Source organism: Pseudoalteromonas sp. L1 (genome assembly GCF_021728095.1).
Taxonomy (GTDB): Bacteria; Pseudomonadota; Gammaproteobacteria; order Enterobacterales; family Alteromonadaceae; genus Pseudoalteromonas.
Window position 1 is genome coordinate 15,961 of sequence record NZ_JAKKCT010000005.1, and the last position, 19,900, is coordinate 35,860.

The following is a 19,900-nucleotide window of genomic DNA, read 5'->3' on the forward strand; positions in this document are numbered from 1 at the left end:
CACCCTAGCTAAGATCAGTACTGCGGTAAGGGAGTTGAATTAAAATTGTAGGCGCGATTTTACATCGCGCAAACTTTACTAATAACTTAAGGCTTACGACAGTTTCACCGTTGGGTTTCGCTTCGCTCAAACCAACCTACATTACCTTCCAAACCAAAAACACCAGCGCAAAGCCCACCAAATAAGCTAAGCCTAACCAGCTCAATATGCGAAGTAAGGTTGAGTGATGAATACTGGCTTCTGAGCGAACTAAACTAAAGTTCAGCCACGCAAAGACAGGGGTCGTGACAAAAGCGAGGGTCATTGCAAAGGTAAGCATAGGCCCAAGGGCTGATTTAAAGAATAAAATCACTGCCATGCCAGCAAATGCTTGTAATAATAGCCACATATTCAAGCTATTTTTTGACTGTTTAACGGGTAGCAATTTATGCGACTCATTTAATGTTCTGGCGTAGCCGTCAAGTACCGTCAGCGTGGTACCAAACATACATAAAAAAGCGATACCTGAAACCAGCGGCCTTGCCCACTCCCCCATGGTGAGTGCATACATATCAATCAACTGTTTGGCAAACGCCACGCCACCTAATTGAACTGCCTGCACGTGACCATATTGCACCAACACACCTAATGAAAAAAACACTAATGCAAGTGCTGCGGTAAGCCAGTAACCCAAATTAAAATCAAACAAGCCTTGTTGTTTAGTCACCGCTTGTTGATGTTGCTTTTCTTTTAGCCATAACGAGCTAATCGCTGAAATTTCGATGGGTGCCGGCATCCAGCCCATAAGTGCCACCATAAAGCCAAGCATGGCAAGTTCATAAGGCGATGGGCCCACATAGTCAGCAGGCGCCACTGCTGCATGGTTTATAGCACCATTGTTAATAGCTACAATCAACGCAGCCACGGTTGTTACAGTAAGCAGCCCCATAATAAGCTTTGAAACATTATCGAGCGCCTTAAAGTGCCCCAATAACAAAATAAGCAAGCACACAGCCAAAATTAGCCAGCACAGCAGTGTAACTGAAATACTTATAGGTAACGCGTAGTGCAATAAGCTGGCCGTTAATAGTAATACCCCTGCGGTATTCACCACAGCCGCGACAATATTCAGCGCAATAAAACTATAAAAGTAGCCTGGCCCTTTTTGCTTATAACCCTCAACTAAACTTTGTTTAGTGGCTAAGGTGTATTCCATACCAAATCGAAAAAATGGGTACTTTAATACATTTACTACAATGATTAGCCAAAATAGCTGCCAACCAAATAATGATCCCGCTTGTGTTGACGCCACTAAATGCGAGCCACCAATTGCCGCTGTAGCCATTAAAATACCCGGCCCTAAAGCATTTAATTTAGATTGCCAATTTGATACTACTAATTGCATACGCTTTATGTGTTTTATTCTTAGTTACAAGCAACTTACAGCGTTTTAGATGAGATTGGAAGTTGGATAAGGTAGAAAGTAAAAACCAAAAAAGCCAATCGCTGTGAAGCGGTTGGCTTTTCAATTTTAGTATAGGCTAGCCACTTCAGGCTAGCACATTGTAATTAGCTCAGATCCATTTCTTGAATGATTTCGTGGGCGATTTCCGGCGTGGTACTGACCGGTTTTTCATGTAATTTGGCTTTCATTTGCCCTTTTCGATGTTTAAGTGATGCATCGAGTTTTTTAGCCGCGCTTGCGATAGCCGGATACATCACGTCATCTTCTCCTTTAACCGATAAACGCGTACCTTCATAAGTGGTACTGATCTCAGCTTGATACTTGTGATGTTCTTTTGAAAGAATAATATCGAGTGATATTAATGATGGAAAATGGCTAGCAATTTTCGAGAATTTCTCGTTGATGTGAGCTCTAACAGCCTCAGTAACGTCAACATGATGACCAGAAATATTAATCTTCATAGGGTATCCTTTTTTCTTGTTACCTCACAGTTAGTATTGGGGGCGAATTGAATTAACACAAGCGAAAATTACAGATAATTAGTAATTGATTGTAACCACAGATGATTTAGATCATGCGTTGCAGATAAAATATGCAAAAGCCCGCATCGCACGGGCTTTTCACAGAGGTTAACAACTGCTTATTAAGTGTACGAACAACAGTAATCAGCAAACTCACTCACTTTTACTAAAAAGGTGACATTCGCATCAACCGTAAATGACTCCCCTGCTTGCATTGTTTGCCATTCGCTCTCATTAGGTAATAGCACATGCCAACTGCCGCCGTTAAGTTCCATCAACTCTTTTTTACTCGTAGCAAACTCAAACTCACCCGGTTGCATAAACCCTAAGGTTTTCGTGCTGCCATCAGCAAATACCACAGTACGGCTAGACACTTTACCATCAAAATAAACATTGGCTTTTTTCAGCACACTTACATTATCAAACTGAGACATCCTCACTCCTGTTGTGTTTTGTTATTAAGCTACAGACAGTGCCAGTTGTCGGTTTAGCATTCAAGGGGAGCTGAGTGAGAAATAATCAAGTCCGGTTAGCCGTAGTTAGCCATAAGCCGATCTTCCAAGCATGGTAGGTCGTGCTTAGCGCGAATATCTGTTGTTTTAACTCACTTTAATTTGCGTTCAAAAAATATGGCTTGAATACTTTATGTGCACCTTGCATTCAAGCCTAACTGATACCATAATTAGGTATATATTGGTATTAAGGGCTATGTTATGGCTAAGAACACTAGCATTACTTTGGGTGACCATTTTGACAGTTTTATTGCTAATCAAATCCAAAGCGGTCGCTATGGCTCGGCAAGTGAAGTCATTCGCTCCGCTTTACGTTTACTTGAAACCCAAGAAACTAAAATGGACACTTTACGCCAATTACTTGTTGAAGGTGAAAATAGTGGAGTTGCGGATTATGACCTTGATTCGTTTATCAATGAGTTAGATAACGAAGAGAGAAAATGAAACCCTTTCAGTTAACTAACAAGGCGAAATCTGATTTAAAAGATGTAGCCTTGTTTACCTCTCGACGCTGGGGTCGTGAACAGCGAAATATTTATCTAAAACAATTTGATGATTCATTCTGGCTGTTAGCCGAAAACCCTGACATTGGTAAAACCTGTGACGAAATTCGCGATGGCTATAGGAAATTCCCACAAGGAAGCCACGTAATCTTTTATCGTCAAATCGGCAGTCAAAATATAGAGATTATCCGTATTCTCCACAAAAGTATGGATGTGAATCCAATTTTTGGCGCATAACGCCTCATTTAACAGGCTCGAATCTAACTTCTGGTATTCAACCAAAAAACATAACTTTTCGCGCGAAATAAATTTCACGCCTACGGTAAGCTGTGTTTTGACTTATAGCTTAAAACTTTAGGCTTGCAGCTAAAACTGACAGCTTCGAGTCGGTTTGGATTTCACCTCGCTCACCAAACCGCCATAAAAAAGCCCGCGCTGTGGTTATACAGCGCGGGCTTTTAAATTTAGCGGCTAAAGCTTAGAACAAAGCGTTTGCTTTGTTTACGATGTTTTCAACAGTGAAACCAAAGTGCTTGAATAACTCGCCTGCTGGTGCAGACTCACCGAAGGTCGTCATACCAACTACTGCGCCGTTTAGGCCTACATATTTGTACCAGTAGTCTGCGATGCCCGCTTCGATTGCTACGCGACGTGTAACGCTTGCTGGTAGTACGCTTTCTTTATAGGCAGCGTCTTGCTCATCAAATAAATCAGTTGAAGGCATAGATACCACGCGTACTTTTTTACCTTGTGAACGTAGCTCTGTTGCAGCATCTTGTGCAAGCTGTACTTCAGAACCTGTTGCGATAAGGATAAGCTCTGGCTCTCCGTCACAGCTAAGCACGTAACCACCTTTTTTCACGTCGCTTAACTGCTGTGCAGTACGCGTTTGTTGCTCAAGGCCTTGACGAGTGAAAATCAGTGATGTTGGGCCGTCTTTACGCTCAATCGCTTGTTGCCATGCAATCGCAGACTCAACTTGGTCACATGGACGCCAGTTAACAAGGTTTGGCGTTAAACGCATGCTAGCAATTTGCTCTACCGGTTGGTGCGTCGGACCATCTTCACCTAGACCGATTGAATCGTGCGTATAAACGAAGATGCTTGGCTGCTTCATCAATGCGGCCATACGAACTGCGTTACGTGCATATTCCATAAACATTAAGAATGTAGCACCGTAAGAAATAAAGCCTTTGTGCAGTGCAATACCGTTCATAATTGCCGACATACCAAATTCACGTACACCGTAGAAAATGTAGTTACCACTTGCATCGTTTGCTTCTAAGCCTTTTGAGCCATCCCAAAGTGTTAAGTTAGAACCCGCAAGGTCAGCAGAGCCGCCCATGAATTCTGGTAATAATGGGCCAAATGCGTTTAATGCATTTTGTGATGCTTTACGTGTTGCTGGGTTTGCTGGGTTTGCTTGCAGCTCTTCGATGTAAGCTTGTGACTTTTCAGCCCAATCAGCTGGTAACTCACCGTTGGTACGACGTTTAAACTCAGCAGCAAGTTCAGGGTGTGCACTTGCGTAAGCGGCAAACTTTTCGTCCCAGCTTGCTTCTAGTTGCTTACCTTTTTCTTTGCCATCCCACTCGCTGTAAATATCAGCAGGGATTTCAAATGCCTCGCCAGTCCAACCTAAGAACTCACGAGATGCTTTAATTTCATCTTCACCGAGTGGTGCACCATGGCAGTCATGGCTACCTGATTTATTCGGTGAACCATAACCAATCACTGTTTTACAACAAATAAGTGATGGTTTATCGGTGATGCTACGCGCTTCTTCGATAGCGGCGCGAATTGCATCAGGGTTGTGCCCATCAACATCGCTAACTACGTGCCAGCCGTATGCTTTGAAGCGCGCTGGTGTGTCATCGCTGAACCAACCTTCTACTTCACCATCAATTGAGATGCCGTTGTCATCCCAAAACGCAACAAGTTTACCTAGGCCTAATGTACCCGCTAATGAACAAGCTTCGTGTGAAATACCTTCCATTAAACAGCCGTCGCCCATGAACGCATAGGTGAAGTGGTCAACAATATCGTGGCCTTCACGGTTAAACTGTGCAGCAAGTGCTTTTTCGGCAATCGCCATACCCACTGCATTTGTGATCCCTTGACCTAATGGGCCCGTAGTGGTCTCAATACCTGGTGCATACCCATACTCTGGGTGGCCTGGTGTTTTTGAGTGCATTTGACGGAAGTTTTTAATTTCTTCTAACGGCAGATCATAACCACTTAAATGTAGAAGAGAATAGATCAGCATTGAACCGTGACCATTTGAAAGAATAAATCGATCGCGGTCTGCCCACTCTGGATTCGTTGGGTTGTGCTTTAGATAATCGCGCCATAGTACTTCTGCGATATCTGCCATGCCCATAGGGGCGCCAGGGTGACCAGATTTGGCCTGTTGTACTGCGTCCATTGATAAGACGCGAATAGCATTTGCAAGTTCTTTGCGTGATGGCATGAATTCTCCTACCTTTATGTATTTGCGCTGGTTGTGTGTAAGACACCATTCTTACTTAATGTAAGGGTACAGTGCAATTAAAAATCCGTATTAAATGCACCTATTATTACTGTTTATTAAGAACGAAATGTTATTAGTAATTTTAAATAGACGTCTAGGCGTAAAATTACTATGCAAACATATTTGTTTTAGATAAAATACGCCCCTTAATTTTTTAGCGCTATTACCGACGTATGTGAAGCGCAATATTTGTGAGCAGAAATACAATGGCAAAACATTTATTTACTTCTGAATCAGTTTCTGAAGGTCATCCGGATAAAATCGCGGACCAAATCTCTGACGCGGTTCTAGATGCTATTTTAGAGCAAGATTCTCATGCCCGTGTTGCATGTGAGACTTACGTTAAAACCGGTATGGTGATGGTGGGTGGTGAAATCACTACTAGCGCTTGGGTTGATATCGAAGAAATCACACGTAAAACAGTACGTGAAATCGGTTACACACACTCAGACATGGGATTCGATGCTGACTCGTGTGCAATCCTAAACACAATCGGTAAACAATCTCCAGATATCAACCAAGGTGTTGACCGTGCTCGCCCTGAAGAGCAAGGCGCTGGTGACCAAGGTTTAATGTTTGGTTATGCATGTAACGAAACTGACGTGTTAATGCCTGCACCAATCACGTATTCACACCGTTTAGTTCAGCGCCAGGCTGAAGTTCGTAAAAGCGGTGAGCTTAACTGGTTACGCCCAGATGCAAAATCTCAAGTAACGTTTGCATACGAAAATGGCAAGCCTGTTGGTATTGATGCTGTTGTTCTTTCAACTCAACACTGTGATTCAATCTCACAAAACGACTTAGTTGAAGCGGTAATGGAAACGATCATCAAGCCAGTTCTTCCTGCTGAGCTTATCTCAAGCGCGACTAAGTTTTTCATCAACCCAACTGGCCGTTTCGTAATCGGTGGCCCAATGGGTGACTGTGGTCTGACAGGTCGTAAAATCATCGTTGATACATACGGTGGTATGGCTCGTCACGGTGGTGGTGCTTTCTCTGGTAAAGATCCATCAAAAGTTGACCGCTCAGCTGCATACGCTGCACGTTACGTTGCTAAAAACGTAGTTGCTGCTGGCCTTGCTGACAAGTGTGAGCTACAAGTTTCTTACGCTATCGGTGTTGCAGAGCCAACATCTATCAGCATCGAGACATTTGGCACAGGTAAATTAGAAGAAGCGCGTCTAATCGAATTAGTACGTGAGCACTTCGACCTTCGCCCATATGGCTTAATCCAAATGCTTGACCTTGAGCGTCCTATTTATCAACCGACAGCGGCTTACGGTCACTTCGGTCGTGAAGAGTTCCCTTGGGAGCGCACAGACAAAGCAGATGCACTTCGCGCAGCTGCTGGCCTGTAATAGGTCATATAAGATGAAAAAGCGCCTTTTGGCGCTTTTTTTGTTTAAAACTGCATCATTATCTTTTCATAAATTGCCACTGCCCAAACCAGTAGCAAAATAATTAATGCCAACGTCACTGCCGCCGAGGCCATATCTTTAGCTCGCCCCGACAATACATGGTACTCAATACCGACTCTATCAGTCAGCGCCTCTATTGCTGAGTTGAGTAGCTCAACTATCAACAATAATAAGTAAGGAATAAATAACATCAGCCAATGGCTTAATGATTGGGCAAGCAACACTGATAACGGAAATAATACCAGACCTAAATAGGTTTCAGTGCGAAATGCAGATTCTTCTTTAAATGCAGCTTTAAAGCCTTTGATTGAGCATTTGGTGGCTTTTAAAACACGCCCCACCCCAATACCATTTGGTTTGTTCACCAAGGGAATTTTTGGCTCTTTCATTTTCTTCCTACGACTAAATAGACTAATAACTGGTATTTATGCCTTCAAGAAGCACACTTCCCAGGCACGCTTGGTGTGTTTAGGCGCGTAAACCTATTATAGCTGAGCTCCTTACGTAGTGACTGTAAGGTCTTAAACACACTTTTTAATGATACCTTGTTACTCAACCAATGTGGAATAGAACCCGCTGGGTCTGCATAAGCTTGATGACTAACCAGTAAGTCATTTTGCTGATGTGTTAAGCGCCAAAAAGCGGTTAAATCTTTAATACGCACTACACCATTTACTGCCGGTTTTGCATGGGGCTGACTAATAATTTTAAGCTCAGTTTTGTGCTCACTCAGACGGTGGTAACACGAATAGCTAACCAAATCGCGATCTGAAACAGGCCAAGGCGAATTAAAGTGTGTGTATACAAGCGTTTCAGAAGGGCTTAAACGCTCCATTAAGGTGACACTTTTCACATTTTCGAGCCAATTAGGCGCATTGTCGGTATCACTCAATAACGCCATAAAGTCATGGGCTTTCGCATTTTTTACCAGCACCGAGGCGCTTATTTCTATAATACCGTTTTGATGCGTTTTGTAAGTGACGCTTATGCCATCTTGCTGTTTGTAAGTTTGCCATTCGGTTGAGTTAGCAAATGCCGATATACTCAACATCGCTAACCCTATCCATAAGCAAACAGGCACAGGCTTACAACCAATATGGATCAGTATTGAAAGACGCGTGACGGCTTTGCTCCATTGCACTGACCAAAAAGTCAGATTTCTGATCTAACCAAGCCTGAATTTTAGCAAGCTCTTGATCATCCTGACCTGCGCATAGCTGTTTTAAATAATCAAGTGTACTAAGCTCATAAATACCGTGGGAGATATCTAACCATGGAATTCGAAACTCATTTCTATCATCAGTATTAAATAGCGCACCCAAGCAGTTACCACTTAATAGTGAATTTTCAAGGCGAGTTCTAAGTGATAAATAGTCTTTGTCTGTAAACACTTGCTGCTCAGGAATAAGCTCGTGCATATCGTGCCAGTCTTTGGCAAATAAACGCTTAGCGATTTCAGCAACCGGTTTTTCTGCGGCTTGAAACTCCGCTTGGCCCCATGATTTACGCCACTGTTTTTCAATTAGCCATGTTGTAAGTTGCAACAACAAACGATTGTATCGCTTGCTATGAAACAGTTCTTGTACATCTTCAATACTTGGCTGTAATTCTTTTAAATCGTTGATGACTTGAGTCAGCTCAGGGGCGCTATTAATCTTTTTGTAATAGGCATGTCGCTTCGAGGTATAGGTTTTTAGCTGTATAGCATTTTCAACCCAAGCAAGCTCACTTAAAAGCCATTTTAGCTCTACTCGTAATGAGTCCGTATCATCTTTACTGACAATATCATCAAATAACCAAAATGCATGACGGATAAGTCGAATACCATCCGTGACTCGCTTTAAGGTTTTTAAGCTTGGTTTAATGAAGTAACAGGCTTCATGTTTTTGTACAAAACGAATAGCATAGTTAATGCTTGCCACTAATGCTTGTTCTTGTGTCGCGCCACTGTTTAGCGGTACAAAGCCTATCGATTTACTCGCTTTCAAAGGCGTGTTATCAGCAAGGCGGTAACCACGCGCAGCCTTTGAATAAAGTCCTAAGCGCACATGACTTTCACTGACCAGTTTATCAGCTAAAGCAAATAACTCTTGGCGGCTACCTTCTAATAACTCAATTTCAAGCTCAGAAATAAGTTCAACCTGACCAGAGGCCGCTATTTCCCCTTTATCTAACACCACTTCGATTTTAGCGCCGCTATCGGTTTCAATTAACCACGTGCGACGAATAAAGTTAGTGCTAAAAATAGGGTAAAGGTTATCGGCTATCGCATTAACTTGCATTGCGTGAGGCCAGATTGACGCATCAAAGGCCAATAGATCAGGACGATTACCTTCAAGAGGCAAGTTATATTCAGGGCGTTGATGCAACCCCCCCACCACTTCACCGGCTAACTTAATAGTTTGCTCACAGTCTGTATCGCTGCAGCGTGTACGTAAGCCTATATCAAGTGCACGTAACTCACGACTCGGCGTGTCGTAATAGGCATTTTGTAGGCTGCGTGACGGTTTGTTGGTAACGGTTTTTGCAAATTGGGTAATTAATGCGGGGATCAGTGGAACAACGGCATCTGACACCAAAAACTTCAGTTCTATCTCAGTATCCATTCGCTTTGCGGAGTACATTTAAAATAAATAAGTGGTCAAAATAAACAAAGCAGCTACTTAATGCAAATTTTTTCCTGATTTTTGCGATTAAGCTCATACACGGATTACAATATCAGCCTTGCTATTAATAGTTGAAATCCCTACTATCTCTATACATAAAGAAATTATAAATTTAGCCACTTCTCGGCAAGATCACATTAACAAGGTAGATTGATGTTAAAACAGTGTATTTTTGGGTTGCTCCTTGCGGCCACCTCTTTTATTAGCTACGCAGAAGAAGCGCCAAGCAGCAACAACGAAAACACCGCCTACATAGTCGATAACCTGTACACCTTTATGCATTCAGGTCCAAGCAAAAACTACCGTATTTTGGGCTCTGTGGATGCAGGTACACAAGTAGAATTATTATCCGGTGAAGATAATGGCTACTTTAAAATTCGTGATGATAAAGAGCGTGAAGGTTGGGTAGAAGCAAAGTTCATCACTGAAAACGCTGGTATTCATCAACAGTTTCAAGCACTGAATAACGACATGACATTAATGCAAGAGCAGTTACGTCAAGCCGAAATAGAATTACCACAGCTACAAGAGCAAAACCGCTCTCTTAACGAACAAAACCAAGCCCTGACAGCACAAATCGATAAGCTTAAAAATACTATCGAGTCTGAGCGTAATGCTAAACAAGCAGCCAGTGCTAAAGAAAAGCGCCAATTACTTACATATGGCGGCGCAATTGCATTTATCGGCTTATTGTTGGGTATTATTTTAACGATTATGTTGTCTCGCCGTAAACGCTATGACGGCTGGGCTTAGTTCTAAACTTCCCATTTCAGATTAAAAAGAAACCCTGCTTAGCAGGGTTTCTTTTTTTAGACTTAACCACTTTTACTACCAACATTGCTTTAGGGAGATTTTTGCTTAAGTGTATTAAGCACTTCTCGCTTAAGCACTAAAAAGCCCCCTTTATATCCTAAAATAAGTAGCAATAACATCAGCCCCCCTGGTACTAGTACGGCAATAAGTAAGGGGCCTAAAATAAAGCTATAAAAGAAAATACCTGGTAAAAATAATACATAGCCAATAAAGCGTTTTAATATGTCCATGGTGCTAACCTTTTATTAATTGAGCATGCTCATTTTAAACTTGAGCGCGCTCAATTTACAATAGTCTTGATTGAGATTTTTTAAATTTCTGGTTAAATAGCATAAAAATTGGAGTGTGCAGTGACTAAGAAAGAGCAAACAAAACAGCAGATACTAACAGCCTCATGGCAGTTGTTTTCAGAGCAGGGTTATCATCAAACGAGTACGCGAGATATTGCAAAGGCAGCCAATGTTGCCAATGGCACCGTATTTAGTCACTTTGCGACTAAGGTTGCGATACTCAAGTACAGCTTTGAAAATGAACTGACAGACATTCTAAGCGCCGCTGAGAGCTTAGATACCAGTACAACAGCCACAGATAGAATGTACCACTACGCTCGCTTTCTCTATGCTTTTTACTTGGCGAAAAAAGAATTTAGTCGAGAGTTGTTCAAAGAAATTATGTGGCAACAAAATGAACTTGAACCACAACTAAATGCTTTTAAGAAACGCTTGATAAATGATAATGACGCTACCCCTACAGATGCAGATATCATTATTGACCTTTACTTTATGACGCTGATGGAAGGACTCAGTCATGCTGATAGTTCTGTCGATTCAATGCTTGCGACTCTGAAAAGAAAACTCGCTAAAATTAATATCAATTAGGCTGGTAATGGGAAGGCTTATGAGACTACAACATTCGCTGTTTACTCTTATACTGAAGTCTCTTTTTAAAATACAAAAAAGGAAACCACGTAGGTTTCCTTACATTAAATATCGAATCGAAGCCCTGTGTCCTGTTTAATTTTTTCAATCACCATATACGTATGATGTGTGCCAACCCCAGGTATATCGACTAAATCCCCTAAGACTTGGCGATATTCGTCCATATCAGAGACACGCACTTTCAATAGATAGTCATATCCTCCTGCAACCATGTCACATTCAACGACCTGAGGAATATTTAAAATATACTCTCTGAAAACTTTAAAAACAGAGGTGTTAGAAGTAACCAAAGACACCTGCACATGCGCTAATAAGCTTTGATTAAGCTTAGCTTCGTTAAGCTTGGCATAGTAGCCTTCAATATAGCCCTCTTGTTCTAATCGTTTAACACGATCAAGACACGGGCTCGGGCTCAAATTAACCTGTTTTGCGAGGTTTACGTTTGAGATTCTGCCATTTTTTTGCAGAGCGTCTAAAATTGCTAAATCAATGCGATCTAACATGCGTAATCGATTCGGGCTGGTCATAACAGAATTTTATGCGGCTAAGTTCAAGGTATGCCCTGTAAATTATCGTAAATTGAAAAATTTAACCAGCATATTCTGCTGGAATTTAATTAGAATGCACGAATTATATCAATGGTAAGAAATGCTTTTTTGGCGTTTCTAGACTCCACATACCAGAGGGTTACATATGCTATTTAATGGCGATTTGACAACTGAGTGTCCAATAAGACAAAAAATCCGTGATTTCTACCGTATTGACGAAAATGCGGTTATTGATCATATCTTACCGCTGGCTGAAGTAGGCGTAAAAGCACGAAGCCGTGCATGGGAACGTGCCCGTCAAATGGTTTTAAATATCCGTCGCGATCAAGATGGTCAAAGCGGTGTTGACGCACTGTTAAACGAATTCTCACTTTCGACAGAAGAAGGTGTGGTTCTAATGTGTTTAGCTGAAGCACTTTTACGTGTACCAGACAAAGCGACTCAAGACTCACTTATTCGTGACAAACTAGCAAAAGGTGATTGGAGCTCGCATTTAGGTAGCAGCGATTCTTTATTTGTGAACGCATCATCTTGGGGCCTACTAGTAACCGGTAAAATGGTTAACTACAGCGACAAATCGAAAGAACAGCAATTTGGTGTACTTAAGAAAACCATTGGCCGTCTAGGTGAACCCGTTATTCGTAAATCTGTGAACTTCGCGATGAAGATCATGGGTAAGCAGTTCGTAATGGGTCGTACCATTGACGAAGCGATTGAGCGAGCTGCTGATAAAGAACAAAAAGGCTACGTATATTCGTACGATATGCTAGGTGAAGGCGCACGCACTATGAAAGATGCAGAGCGTTACTTCCAAAGCTACATGACTGCTATCCACGCAATTGGTAAAGCAGCAAACGGCCGTGGCCCTATCAAAAGTCCTGGTATCTCTGTGAAAATTTCTGCAATACACCCACGTTATGAGTTCACTCATCGTGAACGTGTGATGGCAGAAATCGTACCTAAGCTAAAAGAACTTGCACTTGCTGCGAAAAGCTACGACATCGGCTTCACTGTTGATGCTGAAGAAGCTGACCGTTTAGATATTTCATTAGATATTATCGAAGCCGTATTCAGCGATGATGAACTAGGTAACTGGAATGGCTTTGGTTTAGCTGTGCAAGCATACCAAAAGCGCGCTATTTTTGTAGTTGAATGGGTTGCTGACCTTGCGCGCCGCGTGGGCCGTAAGCTAATGGTTCGCCTCGTAAAAGGTGCTTATTGGGATACCGAAATCAAAACCACTCAGCAAGATGGTTTAGACCACTTCCCTGTGTTCACACGTAAAGCAACAACAGACGTATCTTACAAAGCATGTGCTATCAAACTACTAGAAGCCCGCGATGTACTTTACCCGCAATTTGCAACACACAATGCTTACACTGCGGCAACGATTTTAGAAGTTGCTAAAGGTGACCACGATGGATTTGAATTCCAGCGTCTGCATGGCATGGGTGAGTCTTTGTTTGACCAAATTGTTGAACAAGAAAAAATTCAGTGTCGTGTATACGCACCGGTAGGCCAACACGAAGACTTACTTGCGTACTTAGTGCGTCGTTTATTAGAAAACGGTGCTAACTCATCATTCGTTAACGCGATTGTTGATACCTCTAAGCCGGTTGAGTCATTACTGCCAGATCCAGTTGAAACTTTGCAAGGTTTACGCAACAAGTTCAATACACAAATTAATATGCCAATTGATTTGTACGGTGACGAACGTGCAAACTCAAAAGGCATGGATTTAACTGATATTAATGTTATTACTCCATTCAAAGAGAACTTAGATGCATGGTTTGAAGAACACCGAATTGAATTAAGCGATGTACCTGAAGGTTCATTGCCAGTGAAAAACCCGGCAAACCACAAAGAAGTTATTGGTCATGTGAAACTTCAAACATCAGAAGATATGACATCACTTCTAGAAAATGCAGAAAAAGCATTTGAGTCATGGTCACAAACACCTGTAAAAGAACGTGCAAACCTGCTTCGCCGTGTTGCTGACATTTTAGAGCGTCACCACGATGAGCTAGTTGCTATTTGTATTAAAGAAGCGGGTAAAGTTGCACAAGATGGTATTGACGAAGTACGCGAAGCCGTTGACTTCTGTCGTTACTACGCTGCACGTGCAGAAGAATTATCACAAGACGAGCGCTTTGAAGCCCGTGGTGTGATCTTATGTATCAGCCCATGGAACTTCCCACTGGCTATCTTCTTAGGTCAAGTTGCTGCTGCTATCGTGACTGGTAACACGGTTATTGCAAAACCAGCTGAGCAAACAAGTTTAATCGCTCTTCGTACGATTGAACTGATGCTTTCTGTTGGCTTACCTGAGCACGTAGTGCAACCTGTTATTGCCCGTGGTAGCGAAGTAGGTAAAACAATTGTACCTGACGAGCGTATTCAAGCGGTTATGTTTACAGGTTCAACTGAAACAGGCACATTAATCTCACAAACACTGGCTGCACGTAACGATATCCAAGTACCGTTAATTGCAGAAACAGGTGGTCAAAACTGTATGATCGTTGACTCAACAGCGCTTCCTGAGCAAGTGGTTGATGATGTGATCAGTTCAGGTTTCCAAAGTGCTGGCCAACGTTGTTCTGCGCTACGTGTATTGTTTATTCAAGAAGACGTTGCTGATGGCATTATTGAGATGATCAAAGGTGCGTTAAAAGAGCTTCATGTTGGTGACCCTTCGCTACTTTCAACCGATATCGGTCCTGTTATCGATGAAAAAGCGTTAAAGAACTTAAATGAACACGTTGAGTATCTTAAAGGCAATGCAACACTTCATTACGAGTGTGCTATTCCTGATAACAACGAGAATGGCGCTTATTTCTTTGCTCCTCGTTTATACGAAATCAAAGACTTATCTGTGCTTAAACGTGAAGTATTTGGTCCATGTGTTCACATCATTCGTTTCAAAGGCTCAGAGCTTGATAATGTGATTGATCAAATCAATGGCACAGGCTACGGCCTGACAATGGGTGTTCACTCACGCATTGAAGAGCGTTGTGAGTACTTAGCAAAGATGTCTCGTGCAGGTAACGTATACATCAACCGTAACATGATCGGTGCAATCGTAGGTGTGCAACCTTTCGGTGGTCGTGGCCTTTCAGGTACTGGCCCTAAAGCAGGTGGCCCTAACTACTTGCAACGTCTTGTGAAAGAGAAAGCGTCACCAGACAACGTACAAATGACGAACCTATCACCTGATGAGCTAGACACTCACCACTATTCAGGTGCGGCTGAGCAAGTTGCTAAGTTAATGGAAAACTCATTACGCGATGAAAAAATCTGGCGTGCGACACCACTAAATGACCGTGTTTCTGCTGTTCGTCAATTACTAGCAAAAGTTGCAACGGTTGAGATCATCGACGAGCTTGCTGATGACTTAGCATTAACATTGGCTGATGCACGTGCGCAGCTTAACCGCCTTGAAAAGCACATGCGTAAGCACACTGTATTACCTGGACCTACAGGTGAATCTAATACGCTTCACCTTGAGCCACGTGGTTGTGTAGTTTGTTATGCCGATAAGAGTACGTCATTTAACTTCTGGGCAATTTCTATTATCACAGCACTTGCTGCGGGTAATACGGTAATCACTGTAGCCTCTGAGTTGTTCTATGAGGAAGCTGTTGCGTTTAGAGATAAGTTTATCTCAACGGGTATTGCTGAAGGTGTTTTCCAAGTTGCTAAGCCTAATCAGTTGCAAGCTATCTTAGCGCACCCTCACCTTGCAGGTGCGGTTGTTGCAGCTCGTTCATCACGTTTAGGCTACTTCAGCCAGCAGCTAGCACAACGTAAAGGTGCAATACTGCCGGTTATTAGCTCAGAGTACTATGATACGCTGATCAAACGTTTACTTACTGAGAAAACAATCAGTATCGATACAACAGCATCAGGTGGTAACACATCACTTATGACGCTTGTTGAAGATGACGAGTAAACTTTAAGAACACTTTCTTAGTTAAATTTTATAAGCCTCTACAATTTTTGTAGGGGCTTTTTTATTAAACCACATTAAACCGTTGAAAATTTTCTGCTTTCAGTTCAAAAAACATACTTATTACCTAAAAACTCACCTTTATTATTATTTACTCAGATACGAAATATCTGCTAATTTTATAGTAATGTATTCAACTTGAAGTAATGTCCTTGAAAACACTTCCTATTAATCAACTTAAACTCGGCATGTTTGTGCAAAGCGTGACAAAACAAACAGGCAAGATCCGCATCAAAAACCAAGGCTGGGTAAAAACGCAAGGAAGTATAGATAAGCTAATAAAAGCTGGCATTCTAGAAGTTGAAATTGATCCTGACAAAACACTCACTTTAAACGAAGAAAACAAAGTAGTGCAGAAAAAAGCCAGCCCCCCACCTGCGGCTGAAAAAGTTGAGCAACATAACCCGTGGCACACGACACACAGTGTTAGTGCGGAAATGACAAAAGCCAACAGTTTATATACTGAAGCCAAGTCATTGCAGAGCAAAGCTTTCGATGATATTCGAGCAGGCAATAAAATTGATGTTGCGCCATTTCAGGAGCTAGCAAGTGGCTTTATAGACTCAGTGTTTCGTAACCAAGATGCCCTAGCCTGCATTACGCGTATGCGTGAAAAAGACGCCTATCTACTAGAGCATTCAATCAATGTGTCTATTTTAATTAGTATTTTTGCTAAACACTTAGGTATTGATAGAGACATCATTCAAGAGATAGCAACAGGTGCCCTGCTGCATGATATTGGCAAAATTAATATTCCAGATAACATTCTTAATAAGCCTGGAAAATTAACAGATGAAGAATACCAAGTGATCCAAAACCATGCCCGTTTTAGTAAAGAGATCCTCGAGGAGTCTGGGCTAAGCGGAATAGCGGTTGAAATTGCAGCTTTTCATCATGAACGCTTAGACGGCAGCGGCTATCCTTTTGGTAAACATGCCGATGAATTGAGCCTATATGTGCGTATGGCTTCAATCGTCGATGTATATGATGCCCTCACCGCCGAACGGGTTTACAAAGCAGGTATGGAGCCGATTAAAGCATTCAAAATACTCAAAGATGGATGCCCTGATAGCTTTGATGGTGATTTAGTGACTAAATTTATCCAATGTATTGGCATTCATCCTGTCGGTACTTTAGTTAAATTGGAAAGCCAAAAATTAGCTGTGGTTACACATAGTAACCCGACAAGCCCACTAAAGCCGCAAGTTAAAGTGTTCTACAATGCAAAACATTCTCGCTATACAGAAGTACATGATATAGACCTTGCGAACAGTCGTTGCCATGAGAACCTTGAGGCAGCCATAAAACCAACTGATTTTAATATTGATTTAATTAAGTTTTTTAAACATTCAATTTTACCTTAGAAGTTATTCCCAAAAATATCCCTTCATTCGTTAATAGATTTAAAGCAGCCATTTGCTGCTTTATAAAAAACAACAATGAAGGGAATAAAATGAAAAAACACACACCTCGCTATAAAAAGCATTTACTAGCATTGGCAATCGGAAGTGCCTGCTTGAGCTTAAACCTACAAGCAGCTCAAAATTCTGAACAAGAAACTAAACCTGCATCAGAAAAGAAAAAGCTTCTCGATCTTGAGCGAATTGTCGTGACCGGTAGTGGTGGCCGTGGCCAAACCAAGCTCGAATCATCCGTATCAATTACCACACTAGATGCCGAGCAACTCGCTAGAGAGGCCCCGCTAGGTACCGCCGATTTGCTCGAAACTGTACCAGGGTTTTGGGTCGAAGATTCTGGCGGTGAAACCAACAACAATGTGGCTCCAAGGGGCTTACGTGGCGGCGAAGGCTTTCGTTATATTGGTGTTGAAGAAGACGGCTTACCGGTTGTATATGACGGTGTGTGGGTCGACTTTTATCAACGCCAAGACATCACGATTGAACACATGGAAGCTGTGCGCGGTGGTACATCAGGCCTATTAACAACCAATGGACCTGCAGCCTTGGTTAACTTTATTACACGAAAACCTGATAGTGTCGAAGAAGCAACCATTCGTCTAACTACGGCGGATTATGGCCTATACCGCAGTGAGTTTTTCTATGGCACACCCATTAGTGAAAACTGGAAAATGTCTGTCGGTGGTTTTTATCGTCGCTCTGATGGCGTAAGGGATACAGAATTTACGGCAGATCACGGCGGACAACTGAGATTAAACCTTGTGCGCGAGTTTGATAAAGGCCAACTTACACTCTCTGCCAAGCATTTAAATGATCACACCACGTTTTTTGTACCTATTCCTCTACAAGATCAAAAAAATCCAGAAGGGATCGCAGGTGTGGATCCACAGCACGGAACCTTAATCGGAAATGGCCAACGCCTTTTAAATTACCTGCAAGAAGATGGTAGCTACAAAACGCGAGATCTTAAAGATGGGCAGCATACTAAGTTTACCACTTTGGGCTATAACCTTGATTGGGAACTAAATGATCGTTGGCTGTTAAATACAGCAGGCCGTTATTCAAGCTTCGAAAACGACATGTATATTCTACTTAATTTCGATAACTCCACTTTAGTAAATGCCAACGATAGACTTGGTCAACAAGATGTACTCTCCATGCTCGACCAATTTGCAGCTGACGGCGCTGTTGCAGCTAAATATCAATATGTTGATACAGGCGAAATACTCAACGATGTAACAAACTTAAACGGCAATGGTTTAGTGACCACAAGCTATCCACTTTATTCACGATATGATGCCGAGCAATTCGTCAATAAACTCAATTTTACTTACGAAGGTGATCGCCACACGCTCACTATGGGCTGGCTATTCGCATACGTTGATGCAAACTCGCTACCCGTTGATAAATGGGAGTCACAGTTCTTAACTGAAGTGAAAGATAATGCACGACTTCTTGATATTGTTGCTTTGGATGACAACCAACAAGTGGTCGGTCAGTTAACCGACAATGGTTCAACAGGCTATGCACCTGGTTGGGGCCAAGCCACTGCATTTGGTACAAGCACATCACACTCACTGTTTATCAATGAGCAATTTCAAGCCACAGATAGTCTTCGTATTGACGGGGGCATTCGTATTGAGTGGTTAGAATTGGATAGTACCGCATCAGCAACCCAGTTTGCTGTGCCAGTGGATGATGCTTTCGATGCCAATGGCAATGACGTTGATAACAACCTTGCCAATAACTATGTTGATACCCCCTCGAACAACTACTTATCAAAAACCCGCGATGAAACTGAAACAGCATGGACGATTGGCTTCAACTATAAATTTTCTGATAGTGTCTCAATGTTTGGCCGCTATGCAGATGCGTTTGAGATGCCACGCTTAATGAGCTACGGACAAAATATACATGCCGGAATTGATGCAGACTTTAATGACAGTGTAAACCTTACCTTCAGTGAGTTTGGTGGGCGTTATTCTGGCGACACACTCGGCGCGTCTGTAACTTTATTTAGAACAAAGTTCAATGACCTTGTAGAGCGTAACTTTACCGGTAGTAATGGTGAAGTGGCTAATCAAACTATCGATACCGTCACCGACGGTATTGAATTTGAAGCCGTTTGGCAAGCACACGAAAACATCCAACTGGATTTAACGGGTGTGTTACAAGATCCTAAAATGGAGGGCTTCACCGGTGCTTTTAAACATTGGGAAGGCAAGCAAGTCAAACGTACACCAAAAATTCAGCTCCGTTTAACTCCCACCTATTATTTTGATGATGGTGATGTTTATTTAACCGTACACCACTTAGGTGAACGTTATTCAGATGGCGAGAATAAGTTTGAACTCCCTGCTTACACAACCGTCGATATGGGCGTTAATTATCGCTTTAATGACAGCGCTGCCGTTCATTTAAAAGCAACCAACCTAACTGACGAGTTAGGCTTAACTGAAGGTAATCCGCGCGCCATTAACGATGTTCAAGCTGGTTTCGACTATTACTACGCGCGCCCTATTTTAGGCCGAACCATTAGTGCTTCGTTAACCCTTAATTTTTAACCTACCCCTTGCTAATTTG

Annotated in this window: 17 protein-coding genes; 8 read left to right on the plus strand and 9 right to left on the minus strand. The window is 42.2% G+C overall.

Going from position 1 to position 19,900, the window contains the following annotated elements:
• Positions 1-136 precede the first annotated feature (136 nt).
• The 3 genes from L3V38_RS15200 to L3V38_RS15210 form a co-directional block, all read right to left on the minus strand.
• The gene (locus L3V38_RS15200) at positions 137-1,384 is read right to left on the minus strand and encodes a divalent metal cation transporter (protein ID WP_237119912.1); all 1,248 of its coding nucleotides are present in this window, start codon (positions 1,382-1,384) and stop codon (positions 137-139) included.
• A 164-nt stretch (positions 1,385-1,548) separates the two neighbouring features.
• Positions 1,549-1,905, minus strand: coding sequence for a ribosome-associated translation inhibitor RaiA (raiA, locus tag L3V38_RS15205; protein WP_062568786.1), 357 nt, complete (start codon positions 1,903-1,905; stop codon positions 1,549-1,551).
• A gap of 182 nt (positions 1,906-2,087) precedes the next feature.
• Positions 2,088-2,399 carry a pyrimidine/purine nucleoside phosphorylase gene (locus L3V38_RS15210; RefSeq protein WP_237119913.1) on the minus strand — a complete coding sequence of 104 codons (312 nt, stop codon included), beginning with the start codon at positions 2,397-2,399 and terminating at the stop codon, positions 2,088-2,090.
• A 279-nt stretch (positions 2,400-2,678) separates the two neighbouring features.
• Here L3V38_RS15210 and L3V38_RS15215 point away from each other — a divergent pair, with 279 nt between their 5' ends.
• Together L3V38_RS15215 and L3V38_RS15220 are read left to right on the plus strand one after the other, a co-directional pair.
• Positions 2,679-2,921, plus strand: a complete 243-nt coding sequence (locus L3V38_RS15215; protein WP_237119914.1) for a type II toxin-antitoxin system ParD family antitoxin — start codon at positions 2,679-2,681, stop codon at positions 2,919-2,921.
• Positions 2,918-3,217, plus strand: coding sequence for a type II toxin-antitoxin system RelE/ParE family toxin (locus L3V38_RS15220; RefSeq protein WP_237119915.1), 300 nt, complete (start codon positions 2,918-2,920; stop codon positions 3,215-3,217). Before L3V38_RS15215 ends, L3V38_RS15220 begins: the two co-directional genes overlap by 4 nt.
• 241 nt (positions 3,218-3,458) lie before the next feature.
• Here the strand turns inward: L3V38_RS15220 and tkt are convergent, their stop codons facing one another.
• A complete protein-coding gene (gene tkt / locus L3V38_RS15225; RefSeq protein ID WP_237119916.1) occupies positions 3,459-5,450 on the minus strand; it encodes a transketolase in 1,992 nt (663 codons plus the stop codon).
• A 266-nt stretch (positions 5,451-5,716) separates the two neighbouring features.
• Here tkt and metK point away from each other — a divergent pair, with 266 nt between their 5' ends.
• Positions 5,717-6,868 carry a methionine adenosyltransferase gene (metK, locus tag L3V38_RS15230; protein WP_062568781.1) on the plus strand — a complete coding sequence of 384 codons (1,152 nt, stop codon included), beginning with the start codon at positions 5,717-5,719 and terminating at the stop codon, positions 6,866-6,868.
• Between the two features lie 44 nt (positions 6,869-6,912).
• Here metK and L3V38_RS15235 read toward each other — a convergent pair whose 3' ends face one another.
• The 3 genes from L3V38_RS15235 to L3V38_RS15245 are packed head-to-tail and all read right to left on the minus strand — an operon-like array spanning position 6,913 to position 9,534.
• Positions 6,913-7,317, minus strand: coding sequence for a diacylglycerol kinase (locus L3V38_RS15235; protein ID WP_130149527.1), 405 nt, complete (start codon positions 7,315-7,317; stop codon positions 6,913-6,915).
• Between the two features lie 44 nt (positions 7,318-7,361).
• Positions 7,362-7,979, minus strand: coding sequence for an START domain-containing protein (locus tag L3V38_RS15240; protein WP_237119917.1), 618 nt, complete (start codon positions 7,977-7,979; stop codon positions 7,362-7,364).
• A 34-nt stretch (positions 7,980-8,013) separates the two neighbouring features.
• The gene (locus tag L3V38_RS15245) at positions 8,014-9,534 is read right to left on the minus strand and encodes a CYTH and CHAD domain-containing protein (RefSeq protein WP_130149525.1); all 1,521 of its coding nucleotides are present in this window, start codon (positions 9,532-9,534) and stop codon (positions 8,014-8,016) included.
• Positions 9,535-9,747: 213 nt separating this feature from the next.
• Between L3V38_RS15245 and L3V38_RS15250 the strand changes: the two genes are divergently transcribed.
• Positions 9,748-10,347, plus strand: coding sequence for a TIGR04211 family SH3 domain-containing protein (locus L3V38_RS15250; protein WP_062568777.1), 600 nt, complete (start codon positions 9,748-9,750; stop codon positions 10,345-10,347).
• Positions 10,348-10,436: 89 nt separating this feature from the next.
• Here the strand turns inward: L3V38_RS15250 and L3V38_RS15255 are convergent, their stop codons facing one another.
• On the minus strand, positions 10,437-10,637 hold the full coding sequence (locus tag L3V38_RS15255) for a hypothetical protein (protein WP_062568776.1): 201 nt from the start codon (positions 10,635-10,637) through the stop codon (positions 10,437-10,439).
• Positions 10,638-10,757: 120 nt separating this feature from the next.
• On the opposite strand from L3V38_RS15255, the gene L3V38_RS15260 reads away from it, so the two are divergent.
• On the plus strand, positions 10,758-11,285 hold the full coding sequence (locus tag L3V38_RS15260) for a TetR/AcrR family transcriptional regulator (protein WP_237119918.1): 528 nt from the start codon (positions 10,758-10,760) through the stop codon (positions 11,283-11,285).
• 104 nt (positions 11,286-11,389) lie between these two features.
• Here L3V38_RS15260 and L3V38_RS15265 read toward each other — a convergent pair whose 3' ends face one another.
• Positions 11,390-11,872, minus strand: coding sequence for a winged helix-turn-helix transcriptional regulator (locus L3V38_RS15265; protein WP_062568774.1), 483 nt, complete (start codon positions 11,870-11,872; stop codon positions 11,390-11,392).
• Between the two features lie 166 nt (positions 11,873-12,038).
• Between L3V38_RS15265 and putA the strand changes: the two genes are divergently transcribed.
• The 3 genes from putA to L3V38_RS15280 all read left to right on the plus strand — a co-directional run bounded on the left by putA (position 12,039) and on the right by L3V38_RS15280 (position 19,881).
• Positions 12,039-15,842, plus strand: a complete 3,804-nt coding sequence (gene putA / locus L3V38_RS15270; RefSeq protein ID WP_237119919.1) for a bifunctional proline dehydrogenase/L-glutamate gamma-semialdehyde dehydrogenase PutA — start codon at positions 12,039-12,041, stop codon at positions 15,840-15,842.
• A 209-nt stretch (positions 15,843-16,051) separates the two neighbouring features.
• The gene (locus tag L3V38_RS15275; RefSeq protein ID WP_237119920.1) at positions 16,052-17,263 is read left to right on the plus strand and encodes an HD-GYP domain-containing protein; all 1,212 of its coding nucleotides are present in this window, start codon (positions 16,052-16,054) and stop codon (positions 17,261-17,263) included.
• An 89-nt stretch (positions 17,264-17,352) separates the two neighbouring features.
• Positions 17,353-19,881, plus strand: coding sequence for a TonB-dependent receptor (locus L3V38_RS15280; RefSeq protein WP_237119921.1), 2,529 nt, complete (start codon positions 17,353-17,355; stop codon positions 19,879-19,881).
• The last annotated feature ends 19 nt before the right edge of the window (positions 19,882-19,900 follow it).